The organism is Spiroplasma endosymbiont of Monopis laevigella (assembly GCF_964019975.1).
GTDB classification, from domain to species: Bacteria; Bacillota_I; Bacilli_A; order Mycoplasmatales; family VBWQ01; genus Spiroplasma_E; species Spiroplasma_E ixodetis_A.
This window is the reverse complement of sequence record NZ_OZ026473.1, coordinates 84,091-106,122: the sequence shown is the minus strand read 5'-3', so window position 1 is coordinate 106,122 and position 22,032 is coordinate 84,091. Positions and strand designations below refer to the sequence as shown.

Sequence of the window (22,032 nt, the reverse complement as noted above, 5' to 3'; positions counted from 1 at the left end):
CTTACTTTACCTCCTTACGTGGTTGTTGTGGGTAATTATTTCGGCGATTGTTATTATTTCTTTGATTATATTTTGAAATAATTTCAGGTTGAGTTGAGTCAGTTCCTGATAAAATTTCACCTTTATATACTCAAACTTTAATACCAATTTGACCAAAAGTTGTTTTTGCCTCAGCAGTAGCATAATCAATATTACTACGTAATGTTGCTAGAGGAACACTACTTTCTGAATAACCTTCAACACGTGCCATATCCGCTTCACCAAGTCTTCCTGAAACACGAGTTTTAATTCCCTTTGCTCCAGCACGAAGTGCTTTACGAATTGCTAATTTTTGTGTTGTACGATGTGACATACGATTGCTTATTTGTTGTGCTAATGTATTAGCAATTGTTTGCGCATCAATATCAGGATTTTTAATTTCAACAACATTAATTCTAATACCTATTTTACGATTTTTAATTGTTTTACGAATTAATGTTGTTAATACTTCAATGTTTGAACCGCCTTGCCCTAAAACTGAACCAACACGAACACAGTGGATAAATAAGGTAATTTGTGATTTAGTTCTTTCGATTTCAATTTTAGAAACACCAGAAGTTTTTAAATGCGCAAATAGTGCTTTTCTAATTTTGTGGTCTTCTAAAATTCATTTTGCTAAATCTTCATTACTAGTTGCATATCAACGTGATTGTCAATCTTTATTGATACCATATCTTAATCCATTTGGACTAACTTTGTGACCCATATTACTTATTTACCTCCTAATTATCGCTAACCACGATAGTGATTTTGCTTGTTCTTTTTAAGATTTGATATGCTCTACCATGAGCACGGGGCATAAATCTTTTCATAGTTGGACCTTCATTTACAAATATTTCCTTAATACGTAATTTGTTGGCTTCCATTCCATAGTTATTAGCAGCATTAGCAACTGCTGAATTAATTAATTTTATAATTGGCTGTGCTGCGCGTTTTTTTTCATGAGCTAGAATTACTAGAGCTTTGGCAACAGCATTATCACGAACTAAATCGGCTACTAAACGCACTTTTCTTGGACTAATGCGTAATTTATCTAAATGAGCTTTTGCTTCCATAATTTCTATCTCCTAACGCTTTTTCTTGTCAGAACCGTGACCACCAAACTTACGTGTGGGTGCGAATTCTCCTAATTTATGACCAACCATATCTTCTGTTACATATACAGGTAAATGTGTTTTGCCATTATGTACACCGAATGTATGTCCAACAAATTGTGGGAAAATTGTTGAACGACGAGATCAAGTTTGAATAATTTTTTTTGATTTATTTTTATTTTGAGTTTCCACTTTGTTTAATAAATGACTATCAGCAAAGGGTCCTTTTTTTAAAGATCTTGACATATATTACTTTCCTCCTACTTTGTTGCATTTCTTCTTCGTACAATTAATTTATTTGATGCTTTTTTACTATCATGAGTTTTTAAACCTAATGCTTTTTTACCTCATGGTGTTACTGGAGCTTTTCTTCCGATTGGGGCTTTACCTTCTCCTCCACCATGTGGGTGATCATTTGGGTTCATAACACTACCACGAACAGTAGGTCTAATTCCTTTTCAACGATTTCTTCCTGCTTTACCAATATTTACTAAGTTATGATCATCATTTCCAACTGTACCAATTGTAGCTCGACAATTACTTAATACTTTTCTAACTTCACCTGATGTTAATTTTAATAATGTATACTTAGCTGTTTCATCACGACCAAGAATTTGAACACTACCACCAGCACTTCGTGCCATTTGTCCACCTTTACCTGGCTTTAATTCAACATTATGAACAACTGTTCCTTGTGGAATCTGTGATAATGGTAAACAGTTACCAACAGTAATATCAATTTTAACAGTATCACTGTTTTCACCACTTAATAACTTATCTCCTACTTTGATTCCTTTTGGTGCTAAGATATAACGCTTTTCACCATCAAGATAAGAAATAAGACAAATGTTAGCATTACGATTTGGATCATATTCAATTGTTTTAACTGTTCCAACTACATTGTCTTTGTTACGTTTAAAATCAATAATACGGTATTTAACCTTATGACCATTACCTTGATGCCTTACTGTAATTTTACCTTGATTATTTCTACCAGCTTGTTTAACTAAATTTACTAATAAAGATTTTTCAGGGCTATTACCAATAGTTAAGTTCTGTTTGTAATCCAGAACGGTCATATTACGTCTTCCTGCAGTAGTGGGATTAATTTTTCTAATTGCCATTGTTTTTTTCTCCTTCCAATCTCATTAGCTTTGTTCTTCAGAACTAAACAAACTTAATTGTTCACCAGGAGCTAATTTAATAAGAGCTTTTTTTACTGCCGATGTTTTTCCAACAAATCTACCAACAGTTTTAGTTTTTGGTTTACTATTAATAATATTAACGTCTGCTACTTTAACTTCAAAAATCTGTTCAAAGGCTTTTTTAACGTGACTTTTATTAGCTTTACGGTTAACAGTAAATGTATAGATACCTTCAGCCATTTGTTTATAAGTTTTCTCAGTTAATACTGGTTTTACTATAACTTCACTTAAATGCATATTAAATTAAAGCCTCCTCAACGATTTTAATTGCCTCAGTAGTAAACAATACTTTTTTAGCATTTAATAAATCGTAAATATTAATACTATTAGCAGCGATTGTTGTTGTTCTAGGTAAATTGCGACCTGATTTAATAACTGTTTCTTTATTGCTTATTCCTGAAACAATTAGTGTTTTATTGTTTGCTAATTCTAAAACTTTTAAAGTTTCTAACATAATTTTAGTTGAAGGTTTTTCAAAGTTTAATTCATCAATTACAACTATGTTTTTATTTTGGAATTTGGCAGCCAATGCTGATTTTATTGCCAATCTTCTTACTTTTTTTGGTAATCCAATTAAATAATTACGATCAGTATTTGGTCCAAAAACAATCCCCCCACCTTTTCATTGTGGTGAACGAATTGAGCCTTGACGCGCATTACCTGTTCCTTTTTGTTTTCATGGTTTTCTACCACCGCCAGCAACTTCAGCACGACTTTTAACAGCGTGTGTTCCTTGACGTTTTGTAGCATTATAACTTAATAAACTATCAAACTGCGCTTGCTTGTGGGGTTCAATTCCTCAAATTTTTTCGTTTAAAGTTAATTCGCTAACTTTTGTTCCAGCGTTGTTAACAACATTAATTTTCATTTTGCTATCCTCCATAATTAACTTTATTGACTATCAGTAACTTCGGTTGTAGTATTTTGATTTCTAACAACTAATGATACTGGGGTTTTGAGAATTGGTTTTTTAACTGCTTGTTTAATAACAAGCAAGCCTTGTTTTGGTCCTGGAACTGAACCTTTTACTAAAAGATAATTATTTTCTTTATCTACTTTAATAACTTCTAAGTTAGCAACACTACGTTTAACATTTCCCATTTGCCCTGGCATTGGTTGTGATTTAAACACACGGTTAGCATTAATAGAACCTGTTGAACCCATTTGACGATGTAAACCTGATCCATGACCCATTGGACCACGTGATTGATTATGACGTTTAATGCGTCCTGTAAATCCTTTACCTTTAGAAGTTCCTTGAACATCAACGAATTCACCTACTGTGAACACGTCAGCAACATTAATAAGATCTTTATGATTAAATCCGTTCATGTTACGAATTTCTTTCACGAAGCGCTTAGGTTGACTGTCGGCTTTTTTAAAGTGTCCGATTGTTGGTTTGTTTGATAAAGTAACACGAAGATCGAACGTTGCAAGTTGTAAACTACTATATTTGTCTTTTACATTTGTTTTAACTTGACTTACTACATTTGGTTGTACTTCGATAATTGTTACTGGAACTAGTTGTCCGTTGTTTAAGAAAACTTGTGACATTCCTAGTTTCTTACCTAAGATTCCTTTCATAATTTCCTCCTTGGAATATGTTGTAAATAATTAATATTTATCGATTTTAATAATTTTTTTTATTAATCTTTTTTGATACTTGATTTAAAGTTGATTTTTTTTCATCTTTAGATTCGATTATCAAAGAGATACTAACACTATTAGGGATAGTAAGTCCACTTAGAGCATTTAAAGATTTTGGTGATAATTGAGCACCAATAATTCTTTTGTGAGTTCTCTTTTCAAATTGTTCACGTGAATCTTTATGTTTATGCGGTGAACGAAGAATAGTGAAAATTTCTTTATGAGTTGGTAATGGAATTGGACCTACCACTTCAGCACCTTCTTTTTTTAACACATCTTTAATTTTCTGTGCTATTTGGTCAATAGCTGAGTGATCATAACTTTCTAAACGAATTTTTACTTTGTCTCCTATGATTGCCATTGGCTATATCCTCCTTAGAACGATTTTTAATAAAATAAAGAACAAAACATGTGATATAATGACAACTGATATCAGTGTATCAGCATTTATACATAACAATCACGCCTTGTAAGTATAACATAGTGTAATGGTAAAAGGGAATAGCAAAATACAAAAAAACAAAAAAAATAATGGGTTTTTTGCTCATAATCTTTTAACTATTAATTTAGTTGTAAAAAAATAAAAATTTTTATTAAAAAAATAATAAAATACCATTATTTTTTTATTATTTTCTTACTTTAAAAAAGTAAAAGGTAATATATAATTATAATATTTCACAAAATTTATTTAAATAAAAATATTACATGATATAAATATAATAATGAAATTCTTTTAGCAAAAGATATTTAAACTTCAATTTTGATATAATTCTAAAATTAGTAAGTTACACTTTTATAACAACTATGTTGATTAAATTAGAAAAGGAATTACAATGAGAGTAAGAAATAAGCCATGAGCAAAAGAATTTATTTTAATACATAATAATTTATGTATTAATGATCCCTATAATTACAAAGGGAAATGAAATAAAAAAATATTTCAAAATAAAAATCCAATCAATATTGAAATTGGAAGTGGCAAAGGAAATTTCATTATAAATCTTGCTAAACAAAATTCAAATCAAAATTATATTGCTATTGAAAAAAATATTTCTATTGTAACTATATTATTAAAAAAATTAATTGAAAATAAATTATGTAATTTAAAAAGAATTATAGAAGATGCCATAAATTTAAAAGATTTTTTTGCCAATAATGAAATTAATAAAATTTATTTAAATTTTTCTGATCCATGACCTAAAAAAAGACATTTTAAAAGAAGATTAACATACCAAAAATTTTTAGAAATATACAAAAAAATTTTAATAAAAAATGGTCAACTTCACTTTAAAACAGATAATAACAATTTATTTAATTATTCACTTTTAGAATTTCAAAAAAATAAATGAAATTTATTAGAATATACAATTAATCTACATCAAGATAATAATATAATAAAAAATGATGAAGCATTTATTAAAACTGAATATGAAGAAAAATTCATTAAACAAAATAAAAACATTAATTATTTATTAATACAAAAAAATAAAATTGAAGTTTAAACTTCAATTTTATTAAAAAAAGTTAATGATTAACTAAGATTATATTCATATTAAACTATAAAGATTTTTCATCAAATGTTACATTTAATTTTCCACCCTGTGAATCTCAAGAAATAGGTAAATTTAAAAAAACAGTTTTTGGGTTATCGGGATTATCTGTTGAAATAATTGAATAAGTGTTAGAACCAATTTTAAGTTGTTCTTTATAACCGTTATCAACTAAAAGTTTAATCAAATCTTTAATAGTATAGTCACTTTTACTTCATTGACCCGTTTGTGATCAATAATATGAAGAACTAATAGTATCAGTTAAATTTACTGAATAACTAATTTTCCCTTCATTATGATACGTTCCTTGCTTAATAGTATATAAAACTGTTCCTATTGAATGTGATTTTAATTTAAATGATTGACTTGGATTAGTTAATGTTTCACTATCACTAGTAGTTTTAGTTCCTTGTTGCTCTGAACCAAATTCAGCACTAGTTTCAACATCACTTTTACCAACTAAAGGAATTTTAAATTCAGCTTTAACTTTAACTCCAATTTTTTCTAATGTTTTTCAAGAAAAAGTATTAGTATTAGTAATAGTTTTAGATTGTGATTGAGTTTGATAAATTTGTTCGGTATTAGAACTATTAGTATAAATGTCTTGAAAAGAATCTACTATATTTTCATCTTTAGCAACAGTCTTTATTGGTTTTAAAGTACCTTCTTTGCCAGTAAAATATTTATCATATTCTTTTTGAATCAAATCCTTCATGGAAATTGGTATTTCATAATTACCATCTGCTACTCATCCATTTTTTGGAATAATTGTATTATTGATATCTTTAATAATATTTTCCATATTATCTGGTGGATATCAAGTAAGTCCATTCTTTTTTGTTTCATGTTTTATAGAAGTATCAGCAGAAGTACAAGCAACTACATTCGTTACTGTTACTGTTGAAAATCCTAAAATAGACATTAATGATAATAATTTCCTCATATTTTTGATCATATATTATTTTCCTCCTAAATATTTATACAAACATGTTTTGTGTGACCATCTTAATTAGCAGAACAAATAATGATTTAAAGATAAATGAATGATATACAATAAAATAGTTAAAGTCAAAAAAATTAATGAAATTATTTAAAATTAACATTATTTTTAACAAATTTTATCTTTTTATTCTTATATAAATAAGTAATAATTAATTATTTAATTTATACGAAAACTTATAATATTGATAATAGTAATCTTATAAATAACATTAAAAGTAAATATTGTATAAAATATTTTATTTGAATTTATTATAAAGATTAAAAAGAAAAACAAATATTTTAAGTAATTAAGGAGAATACTAATGCCATTATCATTAATAACTGAAACCACACCTTTATTACCACTATCAAATAATACTAGCACATGAAAACAAACTATTAAAATTGAACTAATGGATTTTACCAAGAAATTAAACATTTAGTTTCGGGATCGCTATGAATATCATCAGCTATTATTACAATTGCTAGTTTAAACATTATTAGTACTCAAGTAAATAGTAATGAGGATATAGATTTTAAAAAGGCATTTACTACTTTAATTAAATGAGAAGTACTTGGCAATACTACTATTTCACTCTTTGTTTCATTTCTAAAGAAATGTTTAACAAATTTCGGTAATAGTCAATTAGAAAAAACTTTATTTTATAAAGTATGAAATAAAATAAAAGATAAAGTATTTACTAATACTACTGAAATAACTAACCTTAATTTTGAGGAAATAAAAACTAAAATTAATATTCTTGAAACAAATAAAAATACATTAGAAACACAAATGAAAGAGTTTTCAAACTTATGTCAACAATTAGTTACAAAGTTTAAAACTCTTTTAAATAATAATACTGAAAATAATATTATATTAACCATTGAAGAAAACATTAATAACAATCTTAAAGCATATTCAATAATTACTAATGAATTAATAAAAATTATTGCTACTTTCGCAGTTTTCACTAGCGGAGTATCTTTTGCTAGTTCTATAAGTATTATAAAAAACGATATAGCCAATGATTTACCTTTAAATCCAACATCCTTTGTTAAAACTTTTACTGCTCTTGAAACTATTATTGTATCCTTTTTAGCATTAATAATTTTTAAATTAAAATTTAATCTATTTGAAAATGGATTAAAAAATATTAAACACTCATTATTATGACAATGCATTAAAAAAATTATTAATAAACCTACTGTTAGTGAAGCAGATATTGAATTAGAATATGAAAAAATAACTGCTTTAAAAGATGATATGATTTAAATTTTATTAAACTAGAATTTAATTTAAATGAAATACAAAAAATTTTAGAAATACAAACTTTAAATCCTAATAATGACTACAATAACAATATTTGTAAAAATATTAAATATTTATTTACTTGATTAATATCAATAGTATCTTCGATGACACTTGATAGTTATTTTGATATTATTACTGCTCAAATAAGTGCTAACAAAAAAATAGATTTTATAAAAGATTTAAAGCTACTAATAACTAAAGAAAATATAATAGTTGCAATAATAGCCCAAATTGGTTTTTCATTTAAACTTAATATTACTGATTTTTGTTGAGAAAGATTTAAAAATACATATACTTATCAAGTATTAAGTTATATATGTAATTTTCCTAAAAAATGTTATCAGTCTGTTTACTCAAATAATTCAATTTTCCAATTAAGTTCAAATATTACTGAAGAAAATTTAGAAAAATTAGTCAAAAATTATTATGAAAAAATTGATAAAAATATTAAAATCTTAGAAAAAATAAATATTAAATTAAATGATACTATTGATACAAGTAATCGATTAAATATTAATAAAATTAATAATTCTCAACTACCACCATTATTAAAAACACTACAAAAAATAGAATCAAATATTATTTCAATACCAATTAACTAAAAATATTGTCAAATAACTTTTTTATAAAATAAAAAAGGAATGATTGTTATGATTATTCCTTTTTATAACTTTATTTACTTGTACTATAATTTTTCATATATTGAACTAATGTTTTAATTAATATACCCATACCACGATCATTTTTATAAGCAGTTCCTGCAATATCTAAATGTAAAAATGGTTTATCTTCACTAAATTCTTTTAAAAATGCAGCAGCATTTGATGAACCACCATATGGATCTTTAGAAAGATTACTTAAATCAGCTATTTTAGATGAACGCATATTTAAAATATTTTGTTGATGAATTGGCATTCTTCAAATTTCCTCATTAGTTTGTTGTGATGATAAATCAAAATCATTAAATAATTTATCATCAGTAGCAAAAGCACCAGTCATATAGCTACCTAATGCCACTAGCATTGCGCCAGTTAAAGTTGATAATTCAATAATACGATTTGCTTTTCCTTTACGTAAAGCATATGTCATACCATCTGCTAATACCAATCTTCCTTCTGCATCGGTATTATTAATTTCTACAGTTTTACCATTCATTGAAGTAAAAACTGTTTCTACTAAAGTAGCATGACCACCAATCTTATTTTCTGTTAAACAAGCAACAGCGACAAAGTTTATTTTTAATTGTAATTTAGCAGCAGCAATGGCAGCATTACATACACTAGCTGCACCCGACATATCAAATTTCATACCTTTCATTGCTGAAGAAGGTTTTAGTGAATAACCACCACTATCAAAAGTAATTCCTTTACCAACTAATCCCAAAATATCATCGGCATGCTGTGGATCACCTTTATATTCCAAAACAACAACACGAGCATCAAAATTACTTCCAGCATTAACTGCTAATAATAAATTCATATTTAGCTCTGTTATTTCTTTTTGCCCTAAAACCTTTACTGATAAATTTTTAATACCTTTTGCTGCATCTTGAATTTTTTTTGCAAAAACTTCGGGATATAATAAATTAGGTGGCATATCTTGCAAATTACGTGCTAAATTAATACTTTCTCCTTGAATTTCGATCTGTTGTTGTGAAGTATAGCTAGGGAATTTTGCTGTTGAAACAACATTATATTTAACTTTTTTTTCTTCATTCTTTTTACTTTTTAAAGTATATTCTTTAAAAGTACCGAATCATAATGCTTCATATATAGTTTGTAAAAGTATACTTTCATTTAAATTACTCGTAACAAAAGATTTGACATCAATATCCAAATCTTGACTATTATTACTACTAAAATTTACAAAAAAATTATAAACATCATTACGAGTTAAACCTTTACTATCACCTAAATATAGGTAATAAGTTTTATCTTCAGAAATTAATGTTAATTTATTTTTTTCTTTAGCAATCAATTCATGAGGAACTTTATCAGCAAATACCGCTGTTAATTTTAATTTTAATTCAAGTTTACTACTAACATTAAGTAGAATATTTTTATCCATATTTTCACTCCTAAATGGTAATATTAAAATAATTACAATATATCTGAATTAATATTTTCGAAAATTACAACAAAAATAGATAAGTTAAACAATATTATTGTATTATTATTGTATTGTAATATTACCATAGAATGGAGCAAAAACTATGAAGCGTTCTGAATTAAATGAAAAAGATAAAAAAAAGTACTGCTGAGATTTTAAGCATTTATTTATTAATAATGAATCTTGAAAAAAAGCTTTACCTAAGTTTGATAAATTTGCCAATCAACTTTTAACTTTTAAAGGAAAATTAAATAATATTGATAACTTTAAAAAATATTTAGCAATTAGCAAAGAAATATCAATGTTAGGATCTAAAGTTGTACAATATTTACATTATGGAGATTTAGATCAAACTAACTTAGAATTGCAACAATTATCTAGTTTATTTGCGACTCAACAAAGTAAGTTATCGGAAAAATTAGCATGGATTGAACCAGAAATTAAAACTATTGGTTTACAAACTATTAAAAACTGGATTAATAATGATCCCTCATTAATGATATATAAACATGATATAGAAGTTTTCTTTAAATTTGAAAAATTTATTTTAAGTGAACACGATGAAACTTTACTTAGTAAAGTTAGTAAATCAAGAAGTGCTGCTGGTGGTTTATATGATAGTTTGGTTTATGCTGATAAACAAAAAACAATGTTTAATTATCAAAATAAAGAACAAGAATTAACACAAACTTTATATTTAGACATTTTAGAAAATAGTAATCCAGTAAAAGATCAACAATTAAGAATTGATATTTCAAAAAAATTTTATGAAGATATTAAAAATAAAAAACATTCATTAGCACAAGTTTATGAAAGTATTTTAGAAGTAGCTGTTGAAGAAATAAAAATTCGTAACAACGATAAAGAAAAAGATAATAAAAAACATTTAACTACTTTAGAATATAGTTTATTAAGTGATGATGTACCATTAATACTATATGAAAATTTAATAAAAACGGGACAGAAACACGCTATTTTAGTAGAAGAATTTTATAATTTAAAACGTAAATTTTTTAAATTTAAAAAATTTTATAGTACCGATACTAGTTTAAAAATGACAACAATACCAACCAAAAAATTCAGTATTGAAGAAGGTATTAATTCAATCAAAGAAATTTTAAGTATCTTAGGTGATGAATATTTAGAACAATTAAACTTAGCATTATTACCAGGTAGAATTGACTATTATGAAGACACAAATAAACGAACTGGTGCTTATTCAACAGGTGGTAATGGCGTAGAACCCATTATTTTAATGAATTGAGATGATACTATTAATTCACTTAATACACTAGCTCATGAATTAGGTCATTCTGTTCACACCCTATTTTCAGAAAAATATCAAAAATATCCAAATGCTGACTATCCAATTATTTTAGCTGAAGTTGCTTCAACAGTTAATGAACATCTAGCATTTTATTATTTATATAATAAAGCGTCAAATAATCAAGAACGCATTTACTTACTACAAACTCATATTGAAACTGTAATTGGTACTTTTTTTCGTCAAATTCAATTTGCTGAATTTGAATGAGAAGCACATAAATTAGTAGAAAAAGAAGTGCCATTAAACGCCGATATTTTGGCTGATTTATTTGAAAATACAGCTAATAAATATGGACAAAAAGCATTAGATAAATACGAAGAAAAAGCAAAAGGATACTCATGACCACGAATTCTTCATTTTTTCCACTCACCTTATTATGTTTATAAATATGCTACTTCAATTACCGTTTCTTATAAACTTTATGAAGATGTTAAAAATGGTAAAAAAGAAAATTTACTTAACTTTTTAAAAGATGGTGGCAGCAAATATCCATTAGATATTTTAAAAGATGCGGGTGTTGATTTAACACAAATTGATGTTTATAACCCATTAATTACTAATTTAAAGAAAATGATTAACCAATTATCAGACTTAATTAATAATAAAGATAATTAAATTGCAAAAAAATAATATATAATACTAATGGTGTTTTAGTCCTTTAGCATTTTATTTAAAACGTTATAAAATAATATGTACATATTTTGACTATTACAATTAGTAAAGACTAAGGAGAATAAATAAAAAATGAATGTGAAATTTGATTTTGAAGATATAAATCTAATTGCAAATAAAGGAATAGTTAAATCGCGAAAAGAATGTGATACCAGTGTTAAACTAAATGGTTTTACTTTTAAAATTCCAATTATTCCGGCAAATATGAGTGCTGTCATTAACCAAGAATTATGTATTTGATTGGCTAAAAATAATTACTTTTATGTAATGCACCGTTTTAATATCGATCAAATTAAATTTATTAAAAATATGCATGAACAAAAATTATATGCTTCAATTAGCATTGGTGTTAAAAAAGAGGATAAAGAGTTACTTGAACAATTAATCAAACTGAATCTAATTCCTGAATTTATTACTATTGATATTGCTCATGGTCATAGTAATGCTATGGAAGAAATGATTAAATTTATAAAAACTACTTTTACTAAAACAAATACCAAACCTTTTATTATTGCTGGTAACGTTATGACAAAAACCGCTGTTAAAGATTTAGAAAAATGAGGCGCTGATGCAATTAAATTTGGTGTTGGTCCAGGAAAAGCTTGTATTACTAAACTAAAAACTGGATTTGGTACAGGTGGTTGACAATTAAATGCTTTACAAGATGTTGCCAATAGCACCACTAAACCATTAATTGCAGATGGTGGTATTAGATGTAATGGTGATATTGCTAAAGCAATAGCTTTTGGTGCCACTATGATTATGGCAGGAAGTATTTTAGCGGGTTATGATGAATCACCTGGCAAAATTGTTACAATAAATGGTCAATCTTACAAAGAATATTTTGGATCAGCAAGTATTTTTAACAAAGCGGAAGCGAAAAATATTGAAGGTAAAAAAATACTTGTTCCATATAAAGGTTCAATTGCTGATACTTATAAAGAAATGGAAGAAGATTTACAATCTGCTATTTCTTATGGTGGCGGTAAAGATTTATCTGCATTAACAAAATGTGATTATGTTATTGTTAAAGGTACTATTAATAATGGTGATGATCGTTAATAACTTTTAATTTTTCTTTAAAAACAATTCTGGGTACCGAGAATTGTTTTTTATTAAAATAGAAGCAAATCAAACTGCCTATGATGATAATTGAATTCACAGTGATAATTGTTTAATGATATTAAAGAATCTAATAATTAAATTATTTTTAATATTTAAACTACTTTGTCTAAAACTTTTTTTCTGATTTTTCTGCCATTTTCTATCCCCTTTATTATCATTTATAGTGAGCAAAGGCTTTATTAGTTTCTTCCATATTTTTTTGCTTTTTAGTTTATATTCAATTTTATTTTAATAAAATATAATGAATTAAATAAACTTTATTTAAAATACCAGATAAAAATATATTGTGAAATACGTTTTATTTCTTTATAATAAATATAAAAATTAATATAAGTTTTTTAATCCATTTACTTTCATTTCAAAGTAAATGGTTTTTTATTTTGAAGGGGATGAAAAGATGATTAATACAGAAAAATTACCTTTATTAGAAACAAGTGCACATATTAATTATAATGGAATTAATAATTCAAATATGTCAATAAATCATAATGATTCATCTAGTACTGAAAGTATTATAACTTTAGATGATGATCAAATAACAAATGGAAGAGAAAATAATAATTTAAACAATTTATTATTTGATGGTGATTCAGTAAATACTATTGTTAATTTTAGCAATGATTGAAGGGATACTGATGATCGTTATGGTGGAAAAACACAGAAAAGATTAGATATTAATGGTAATTGAGAATATAATACGAAATTTATAACAGGTGATATTTTAAATGAAAAAATAGCAAATATTGATAATCAATTATATTTAATGAAAGAAATTATATTAAATGATGGCAGAGTTATTTTAGAATTATCAAATTTAAATGAAAATAAAAAAATTGAAACAAAATATAAAATATACAATAATGAAGAAGAAAGAGAATACAATAATAATTTAAATGACTTGGATTTAACTACTTTTTTACCAATAAATAAAGAAAAAACTAATTTTTTAAAAAAATTTTTCAGTTCAAAATATATGTTTTTACCTAATACATTTTTTTTAAATTTTGCTTTCGGATCAGTATTATTATTTGAAGCTAAAAATTATTTTCATAAAGAAAAGTTACCTGAAAATCTTTATCATAATTTTTGAGATGTATTAATGAGTGGTATTAGTGGTATTACAGTAATGAATTTATCGTATTTAAATTACAAACTTATTTCTTTAAAAAATAAATGAAAATACTTATCTTTTTCTTTAGTAATTGGTGGTATTAGTATTTGAGATCAATTTTTATATTTATATGTTAGCGAAGAAAATTTCAACTTCATCTCTTTTATAGAAAGAATAAGTATTTTTTTTATTAGTATTTTAATTGAAGAATTAATTTTTGATAAAATTGCTCAACCTTGCATTGAAAAATTATGACAAAATTTAAAAAATCAAAACTTTTCAAAAATTATTAAATATGGTAGTACTGTTAGTATGCTTCTTTTTGTATCAATTTTTAAAAATATATTAACTGGTCTTTATGGCGAAGAAAAAGAAATAAATTTAGAAAATATTAAAAAAGCACTTCCACTAACACTATTGACAGTAATTCTTGAAAATACTCTTACTTCTTTTTCTTTTTCTTATTTTGATTGATTTTGAACAAAAATTTCAATTGCAAAAGAAATAGCAACCAATAGTATAAAAGGAATAGAAAGATTTGCTAATCAACAAGCACAAAATTATAGTTTTAAAAAATTAATAAAACAATTTAATTTTCAACCATTTAATGCAAACTTAATAAATGAAAGCGAATCGATAGATCATCCAGATTCAAATCAACCATCTATCCAAGTTATGTAAAAGTAAAGTCATTAATTCATCTTTTGATGAAATATAAAAAAATAACACATTTTAGTTTAATATATTAAAAAGAAGAAGTAAACCCCCTATTATCGTTATATCCAATTTCATTGAAACAACGATTGGGATCCATTTCATTTCAAGATACAGCATGTCTAGATGTTGAAGGTTGAGATTGCATAGTTGCTTGACTTCTTAATCCAGAAATCTTTTGTTTAATTTCATATAATTTTGCAATTTTTTGTTGTTTAATTTCATTACTTCTACTATTATTAAAACGACCACAACTAATAATAACTCAAAATTTATTAGAAAAATTTCGCCCTCCTTTATCTGTTTCTAATTTTTGGATTTCTTTTTCTAATTTTTCTAATTGAGCTTGATATTGATTTAACGTTACTTCATATTTATATTTTTGAAATTGTTTATTCAATCAAATAAAAGGAGATTTTAATAATATTTTTATTTGTGTTTTTATACTTTGTGAATTATAAATTTGTCTTACTGTTGCAAGACAACCATTAATTTCGATATTTTTTTTATTTATACTAACATTTAATTTTGCAATTTTTTTATCTATTTTTGCAATATCTAAATTTCTTCTACTCATACTACGATTTAAATCGCAAATATTTTCCATCTTCAATTTTAATCTTATTTTTAATCTTGCATCTAAAACCTCTTTTTCTAATTTTAGATTTGGACATAATCATCAATTTTCTTGTTTTATTGAAAAAAATTTATTTGCTATTTCAAGTTCATTTCTAGCAATTTTACAAAATATTCTTTTTGTTTTGTATGTTCTTCTTTCTAACTTAACAGCTAATCTTGCTGTTTTTAATTTTAACTTTGATAAAATTAATTTTTTATTTAAATCATGAGCATTAAAATTTTCAATTTGATGTTCTATATTTGTTCCTTCAACTTCCAATACTCTTATTTCACTATCTAATTTCTCTTCTCGTATCATTTCTTTGGATATTTCTTCATCTAATGCTACTATGTTTTCTTTTCATTTTTTTATCATATATGTTGTTTGTAATTGTTTATTTGGTAATTGATTTTTTAATTTTAATATTTCTTCTCTATTTTTTTCTATTTGTTTTTGGATTTCATAAAGTTCATTAATATTTATAATCTTGTCTATTTTTTTAATTTGTTCAAAATGTTTTTTTCTTTCTTTTTCTAATTTTTGTTTTTCAATCCTTAAAACTATTATTTTGTTTTGTTTTGTTTTTATTACAGTATCTATTTTTTTGATTTCTTCTTTAAAAATTTTTGATTCCTTTCTAATTGCTTCTATCACTAACTTCTTCCTTTCTTTTTTATTTAATATAAAAAAAATCATTACTTTCTTAAAAAAATAATAGATTGAAAACTATATTTAGTTTTTCTTTTACATTGTATATAAATATAATAAATTTACATGATATATACATTAATACTATTTTCTATATACAATTCAATAACTTATAATTCTTTTAAAATAAATTATTAATAATCTAATATTTACTAACAAAAATAAATTATTTTTTAATTTATATTAATTTTATTATAATATTTAATATCATATACAAACACTAAAGTAGGTTAATAATGTTAGAAATCATAAGTCTTAATAATAAACATATTACAATTAAATTGAAAAAAAATAAAAAAGAAATTTTAAATTCACTAGGTATTATTGATATCAATAATACTAATGAATTTAAAATATTTAATACTCCGTTTGCTCTTGAAATACTACTTAAATATACAAATAATAATGATAAATTAAAACAAATATATGAACACTCACTAATATCATGAAAAAAAATCCAACAAGAAAAAAACTTAAATGATTATCCAGGTAATCCTAAACTAAGAAATTATCAACGTGTTGATGTTGCAATTTTAAAAGCAAATAAAAGATTTGGCTTATTTAATGAAATGCGAACTGGTAAAACACCCACCATTTTAACAGCATTATCAGAAATGAAAACTAATAAAATATTATTTGTTGTTCCTAAGTCAACTATTTTATTAACATGGGTTCCCGAAATTAAAAAATGAACTACCTATAATTGTATTACTATTAAAGATGATATTACTAAAGTGCGAACAGAAAAATATAATCAATTTAAAAATAGTAATAATTGTATTTTAGTAGTTTCTAAAAACACTTTTAAAAATGATATAAAAAATAAATTATTAACTAAATTTGATTTTACATTAGTTATTGATGAAGCACATTTTTTAAGAAACTACAAAACTGCACAAAGTTCAACAATTTTGGAAGTTGCAAATAAAGTATCATCAGTTTATTGTTTAACTGGTACTCCCGCCAACAATCATCCTAGTGATATTTTTGGTATATTAAAAATTATTGATAATAAACTATATAAAAATATTGATTATTGAGATTTTGTTGCTCGTTACTTTGGAATAATTAGAAAACGTATTACTAATTTTGTAACTATTAATATACCAAAACCAAATGTTAAACCACAACTAGCAGCAGAATTTGATTATTTAGTTAAAAAAATATCAATTATGCGTAAACAAATTGATGTACGTAATGAAATGCCAAAAATTATTAAAAATGATTTAATTTTAACTATGCCCAAAGCACAAACTGCAATTTATTGTGATACTCTTGAAACTATGAAACAAGAATTATTTTATAATAAAAAATCTAAAATAACTTTTTTACAAATATTTACCAAATTAAGAACTATTTGTTCAACACCTATTAATGAGGGAATGAAAGAATTAGGAGCAAAATTTAATTGATTACTAGACTACTTACATGATAATGAAAATGATTCAATTATTATTTATAGTAGTTTTAGTGATAAAGGAATTAACATTTTAAGTAACATTTTAGATAAACATAAATTAAATCATCAATTAATTACTGGTAAAGTAAATCATGAACAAAGACTTAAAGCTATTAGTGATTTTCAAAGTAAAAAAGTTAAAATTATTTTATGTAACATTAAATCTACTAATGTTGGTATCACATTAGATCAAGGTGATGTTATGATTTTTCTAGATCGTGAATTAAACCCAACCGAAAATGAGCAAGCTGAAAGTCGCTTTTTTCCAACTCAATTAAACGATAATAAAACTAGAGAAATTATTAATTTATATTGTGCTAATACTATTGATTTAAAAATTAGAGACATCCTTAATAATAAAATTGATATTAATAAAGTTATTAATGATCAATGTATTAAATTTTTTGAATAATTTTTATTATATTTAATAAACTAAACGAGGATTAAAAACAAGATCTGCATTATTATTAGGAATGAATTGTTCATCATTAATTTCAAGAATATATTCTTGCAATAAAGGCGCAAATTCGTTTGAAGATTGAAAAGAATGAGTGTTATCAATGATTTGTTGACTTTCAAAAAATTCTCTATAATCACCATTATCTTCTCCATCATTTAAACAACAAAAAAGACCTGAAATAAAACCAAAAAGAGCACCAGCAAAACACCCTGAAAACACTGTTACAGCTGAAGTAATATCAAATTCAAAAATATTTTGTTCTCTTTTTTGATATAAATCAGAAAGAGCAAACAAACTACCTCCAATAATATTCCCTAAACAACTTGCTAATATTATTTTTTTATTAATCATGTTATTTACCACCTTTTTAATATTTAAATTATTGGTTTAGATATTTTTTTTAAATTAAATGCTTTTCAAGCAAGAGCATCTGCTTCATCATTATATATATCACCACTATGACCTTTAACTCATTTAAAATAAATATTAACATCTTTTGCTATTTTATCATAAAATGCTTTATATGCCTTTGTTTCTACTTTAGTAGTTTTTCATTCACCAGTACATCATTTACTAATTCCAACATAATCATGACAAATTAAAATTGATTTTATATTATTTTCCAAAGCTAACTGCATTGCCTTTTGTGCACCCATTATTTCTCCAGCAACATTTCTTAATTTTGCTCAATTTTCATCATCAAATTTTTCATAAAATATATCTTTTTTGTCATTATTTAAGAAAACAAGTCCATAAGAAAATTGATTAATTTCTTCTTTAAAACTACCATCAGTATATGCTATTACTTCATATTTATAGTGATTTTCAGATTTTATTTGAATTTTATCATCTAAATAATCTTGAGCTTCTTTTTTAGTTGCAAATTTTTTATACTGAGCACCAGCAAAACCTCTAATTTGTATTTCACATTCATTCCAGTTTTCAAATATTCCAATGACTCTACCTTTTTTTACTGCATAAAATTTACTTGCCATAATTATGACTCCTCTATTGTTTATTTTAATTTTACAATAATATTAAATTTTATCTAATTAAAATGACAAATTAAAGCAAAAATATTGCTGATGCTAATTAGCAAGTGACTTTACTAATTAAATAAAATGACACAAAAAAATATTTATTATTTTAAAATTTTAATTTTTAAATTTGGGTCATTTGTTAGGATCGTTTTCAAATCCTGAATTTTTAGCAAATCATCCATGTCATAATACTTCATTTACATTTCATTTTGATAAGTCTTGATTAAATAACGAAGCTTTATAAAACATATAACCCATATCCACCACTTTTGAAGTATCTCACTTTGAAATATCTTGATTAAATGCTACTGCTCCAGCAAACATACAACGCATGCTTGTAACATCATTTACAATTCATTTTGAAATATCTTGATTAAATGATAAACAATTTCGAAACATATTATTCATATTTGTTACATTATTATCATAGAGTAAATTTGTAATATTACCATTAAATAACGAAGCACCATAAAACATTGAACTCATATCTCTCACATTAATTATATTTCAAGATAAATTTTGATTAAATGATAAAGCACCATAAAACATTGCATGCATAGTTGTTACATTAACTACATCTCAGTTTGAAATATCTTGATTAAATTTTTTTGCTCCAGCAAACATCGAACTCATATTTGTTACGTGTGCAATATTTCAACTTGATAGATTTTGATTAAATGATGAAGCATTACTAAACATATAACTCATATCTACCACATTTGATGTATTTCATTTTGAAATATCTTGATTAAATTCTCTTGCATCCATAAACATATTTTTCAAAGATCTAATTTCTGATGGTAATTGATCAGATACTTTTTCTATTGTTACTGGCATTTTAACAACTTGAATTATTCCTTCTCGATTTTGAAAAAATCCAATTTGAATAACCTCTTTGCTATTTATATTTGATAAATCTACTTCACTCGTTTTCACTTGTTTTCCATCTTTGTCAATGTAAATTGTATCTTGCTGAATTTTATTATCTAAAAGTTGAATTTTTTGTGAACTTGTATTTAAGATAACATTAGTTAAATTACCTGTAATTGCTAAAATACTTAATTGTTAATAATGATTTCATAATTAATCACCCTCCAAGTTTTCTCCAATAACTTCTTAAAGTTTAAGAAGATAAATATATTTTAGTATTTTTTAAAAAAATAAATAAACAATAAATTATAAAAAACAAAGCATTACAATTATCTTTAAATTTAAATTAAATAAAAAGTTATCAATGTACTTGCAAAATGTTCACCGATAACTAAACTATTTTTAAATTGAAACTATTTTTTATTATTAAATTAATAAATAAAATAAAATACCGGCACTAATGATATTGCAATTAATAATGATAAATATTTTTTCATAAATTAATCCTCCTCAATTTTTACCAATAACTTCTTAAGTTTAAGAAGATAAATATATTTTACATACTTTTAATTATTTTTTAACACTTTTTTCATAAAATTGTATACTAATAACTTATTAACTAAATCTATTGCACTATTTAAAATAATATAAATTTTAATATATAAAACACTTAAAATATAAAAAAATAATTAATAAAATGATAAAACAGAAATCATGTAAAATATATAATATAAATTTAAAGGGGGTTAATTAGATTATGCCAATTATTACAACTAAATGCTATATTTCATCATGTGAGAAAGAATATACATTTGACTCTTTATATTGCAGTGGTAAATGTTATCAACAAGCATTCAATAATACAGTAACAAAATATACACAAAAATAATAAGTTAGTTTTGGAGAGATATTATGAAAAAAGAAAAATTAATAGAACTGATTAACAATAAAATATTATAAGGTTTTTAAAAATGAAAAAAAAGATATTTAAAGAAACTGTTGATGATAATTATTCAACAAAGAAAAGTATTAACTATTATAATAATTGACTTATTATAATTTTTTCATGATTAACAAGTATAACTTTAATAATTAGTTGAGTTTTATGAATTATTTTCTTTAAAAGAGAAACTACTGATTTATTAATCCTTATTGATAATTTAATCACTAAGAAATTTTTTAAATTCAATTTAACTTTTCCAACTCTGACAATTGCAGTATTGGCCTTTGGCTTCATAATTTTAGGTATTGTTGCTTTTCCTTTTATCTTTTTAAAAAATAATGACTTTATTTCTCTAATATTAACTAGAATTATGTTATGAATATCATTATTTTTTATTATTGGATCAATTTTATTTTTTTCCTTTGGTGGATATGCTGCTTTTTATAAATTTGCTTCTGTGATAACTATTCGTAAAAAACTATTTTTCATTATTCCATGAGGATTAGAATTTTTTTATTTTATAGTTTTAATAATTTCTTGTATATGCTTTATTAAAAAAAGTAGAAAAAAGAAATATATGTCACTAGAAGCAAAAGCACTATATTCACAAAATGAAATTAATCAAAACATAACTTCTTCAACAAATAATAATAATAATGAACAAGCAATATGAACGCCACAACAAATTGAAGAAGTATGAAATAAAGGAGAAATTATCAATAATTTTAATCCACAATTATACCGTCGAGATTATGCGGGTGCCTTAATGTTTTGACATAATTTTATTGCACAACCGAAGCTTAATGATCCAATTGAAAGTTTAAATTGAACTATTATTTATGAACGTCCCACCACAGCAGATGGAACTAATTATATTAAAAATTTAGTACCCATGAATAATAATAATGCTGTTACTAAAGGTAATAATTTCCCCCATTGAACAACTTCAGTCACTTATGACAGTAAAAAAAATAAAAACATATTTAAAAAGAAGTCATGAAAACATAAAGAAAAAAATCAAATAGAATAAAAAAACATATTTAAAAA

General features: G+C 24.4%; 22 protein-coding genes and 1 pseudogene. 9 read left to right on the top strand and 14 right to left on the bottom strand.

Annotation, left to right across the window (positions count from 1 at the left end):
• Position 1: 1 nt before the first annotated feature.
• The 8 genes and pseudogenes from rpsC to rpsJ all read right to left on the bottom strand — a co-directional run.
• A complete protein-coding gene (gene rpsC / locus AACK94_RS00545; protein ID WP_281748519.1) occupies positions 2-745 on the bottom strand; it encodes a 30S ribosomal protein S3 in 744 nt (247 codons plus the stop codon).
• A 16-nt stretch (positions 746-761) separates the two neighbouring features.
• Positions 762-1,094: a 50S ribosomal protein L22 gene (gene rplV / locus AACK94_RS00540; RefSeq protein WP_174480929.1), complete on the bottom strand. Its 333-nt coding sequence runs from the start codon at positions 1,092-1,094 to the stop codon at positions 762-764.
• 12 nt (positions 1,095-1,106) lie between these two features.
• Positions 1,107-1,379, bottom strand: a complete 273-nt coding sequence (gene rpsS, locus AACK94_RS00535; protein ID WP_174480930.1) for a 30S ribosomal protein S19 — start codon at positions 1,377-1,379, stop codon at positions 1,107-1,109.
• Between the two features lie 14 nt (positions 1,380-1,393).
• Entirely contained in the window at positions 1,394-2,257 is an 864-nt protein-coding gene (gene rplB, locus AACK94_RS00530) for a 50S ribosomal protein L2 (protein WP_338975782.1), read from the bottom strand.
• A 24-nt stretch (positions 2,258-2,281) separates the two neighbouring features.
• A complete protein-coding gene (rplW, locus tag AACK94_RS00525) occupies positions 2,282-2,575 on the bottom strand; it encodes a 50S ribosomal protein L23 (RefSeq protein ID WP_252319250.1) in 294 nt (97 codons plus the stop codon).
• A gap of 1 nt (position 2,576) precedes the next feature.
• Complete coding sequence (rplD, locus tag AACK94_RS00520; protein WP_281748516.1) at positions 2,577-3,206, bottom strand: 50S ribosomal protein L4; 630 nt, start codon at positions 3,204-3,206, stop codon at positions 2,577-2,579.
• Positions 3,207-3,229: 23 nt separating this feature from the next.
• Positions 3,230-3,922 carry a 50S ribosomal protein L3 gene (gene rplC, locus AACK94_RS00515; RefSeq protein ID WP_338975781.1) on the bottom strand — a complete coding sequence of 231 codons (693 nt, stop codon included), beginning with the start codon at positions 3,920-3,922 and terminating at the stop codon, positions 3,230-3,232.
• Positions 3,923-4,037: 115 nt separating this feature from the next.
• Positions 4,038-4,340: pseudogene (gene rpsJ / locus AACK94_RS00510) on the bottom strand (30S ribosomal protein S10); the annotation flags it as partial.
• Between the two features lie 478 nt (positions 4,341-4,818).
• Here rpsJ and trmB point away from each other — a divergent pair.
• Positions 4,819-5,487, top strand: coding sequence for a tRNA (guanosine(46)-N7)-methyltransferase TrmB (gene trmB / locus AACK94_RS00505; protein ID WP_338975780.1), 669 nt, complete (start codon positions 4,819-4,821; stop codon positions 5,485-5,487).
• A gap of 55 nt (positions 5,488-5,542) precedes the next feature.
• On the opposite strand, the gene AACK94_RS00500 is transcribed toward trmB, so the two are convergent.
• Positions 5,543-6,490: an ETX/MTX2 family pore-forming toxin gene (locus AACK94_RS00500; protein ID WP_338975779.1), complete on the bottom strand. Its 948-nt coding sequence runs from the start codon at positions 6,488-6,490 to the stop codon at positions 5,543-5,545.
• Positions 6,491-7,309: 819 nt separating this feature from the next.
• Between AACK94_RS00500 and AACK94_RS00495 the strand changes: the two genes are divergently transcribed.
• Together AACK94_RS00495 and AACK94_RS00490 are read left to right on the top strand one after the other, a co-directional pair.
• Positions 7,310-7,789, top strand: a complete 480-nt coding sequence (locus AACK94_RS00495; RefSeq protein WP_338975778.1) for a hypothetical protein — start codon at positions 7,310-7,312, stop codon at positions 7,787-7,789.
• A gap of 143 nt (positions 7,790-7,932) precedes the next feature.
• Entirely contained in the window at positions 7,933-8,430 is a 498-nt protein-coding gene (locus tag AACK94_RS00490; RefSeq protein WP_338975776.1) for a hypothetical protein, read from the top strand.
• 70 nt (positions 8,431-8,500) lie between these two features.
• Here AACK94_RS00490 and AACK94_RS00485 read toward each other — a convergent pair whose 3' ends face one another.
• Entirely contained in the window at positions 8,501-9,895 is a 1,395-nt protein-coding gene (locus tag AACK94_RS00485; RefSeq protein WP_338975775.1) for a peptidase M17, read from the bottom strand.
• A 145-nt stretch (positions 9,896-10,040) separates the two neighbouring features.
• Here AACK94_RS00485 and pepF point away from each other — a divergent pair, with 145 nt between their 5' ends.
• The 3 genes from pepF (at position 10,041) to AACK94_RS00470 (ending at position 14,853) form a co-directional block, all read left to right on the top strand.
• On the top strand, positions 10,041-11,879 hold the full coding sequence (pepF, locus tag AACK94_RS00480; protein ID WP_338975774.1) for an oligoendopeptidase F: 1,839 nt from the start codon (positions 10,041-10,043) through the stop codon (positions 11,877-11,879).
• Positions 11,880-12,008: 129 nt separating this feature from the next.
• Positions 12,009-12,998, top strand: coding sequence for a GMP reductase (locus tag AACK94_RS00475; RefSeq protein WP_338975773.1), 990 nt, complete (start codon positions 12,009-12,011; stop codon positions 12,996-12,998).
• Between the two features lie 460 nt (positions 12,999-13,458).
• On the top strand, positions 13,459-14,853 hold the full coding sequence (locus AACK94_RS00470) for a hypothetical protein (RefSeq protein ID WP_338975772.1): 1,395 nt from the start codon (positions 13,459-13,461) through the stop codon (positions 14,851-14,853).
• A 64-nt stretch (positions 14,854-14,917) separates the two neighbouring features.
• Here AACK94_RS00470 and AACK94_RS00465 read toward each other — a convergent pair whose 3' ends face one another.
• On the bottom strand, positions 14,918-16,159 hold the full coding sequence (locus tag AACK94_RS00465) for a hypothetical protein (protein ID WP_338975770.1): 1,242 nt from the start codon (positions 16,157-16,159) through the stop codon (positions 14,918-14,920).
• 290 nt (positions 16,160-16,449) lie between these two features.
• On the opposite strand from AACK94_RS00465, the gene AACK94_RS00460 reads away from it, so the two are divergent.
• Complete coding sequence (locus tag AACK94_RS00460) at positions 16,450-18,084, top strand: DEAD/DEAH box helicase (RefSeq protein WP_338975769.1); 1,635 nt, start codon at positions 16,450-16,452, stop codon at positions 18,082-18,084.
• A 12-nt stretch (positions 18,085-18,096) separates the two neighbouring features.
• Here the strand turns inward: AACK94_RS00460 and AACK94_RS00455 are convergent, their stop codons facing one another.
• From AACK94_RS00455 to AACK94_RS00445, 3 genes are all read right to left on the bottom strand, one after another.
• Positions 18,097-18,483 (bottom strand): hypothetical protein, encoded by a 387-nt coding sequence (locus AACK94_RS00455; protein ID WP_338974171.1) that lies wholly within the window; start codon positions 18,481-18,483, stop codon positions 18,097-18,099.
• Positions 18,484-18,506: 23 nt separating this feature from the next.
• Positions 18,507-19,127, bottom strand: coding sequence for a ribonuclease H family protein (locus tag AACK94_RS00450; protein WP_281748496.1), 621 nt, complete (start codon positions 19,125-19,127; stop codon positions 18,507-18,509).
• A gap of 159 nt (positions 19,128-19,286) precedes the next feature.
• Complete coding sequence (locus AACK94_RS00445; RefSeq protein ID WP_338975768.1) at positions 19,287-20,108, bottom strand: BspA family leucine-rich repeat surface protein; 822 nt, start codon at positions 20,106-20,108, stop codon at positions 19,287-19,289.
• A gap of 691 nt (positions 20,109-20,799) precedes the next feature.
• Between AACK94_RS00445 and AACK94_RS00440 the strand changes: the two genes are divergently transcribed.
• Both AACK94_RS00440 and AACK94_RS00435 read left to right on the top strand, forming a co-directional pair.
• A complete protein-coding gene (locus tag AACK94_RS00440) occupies positions 20,800-20,931 on the top strand; it encodes a hypothetical protein (protein ID WP_338975767.1) in 132 nt (43 codons plus the stop codon).
• Positions 20,932-21,013: 82 nt separating this feature from the next.
• Entirely contained in the window at positions 21,014-22,015 is a 1,002-nt protein-coding gene (locus tag AACK94_RS00435) for a hypothetical protein (protein WP_338975766.1), read from the top strand.
• Positions 22,016-22,032 lie beyond the last annotated feature (17 nt).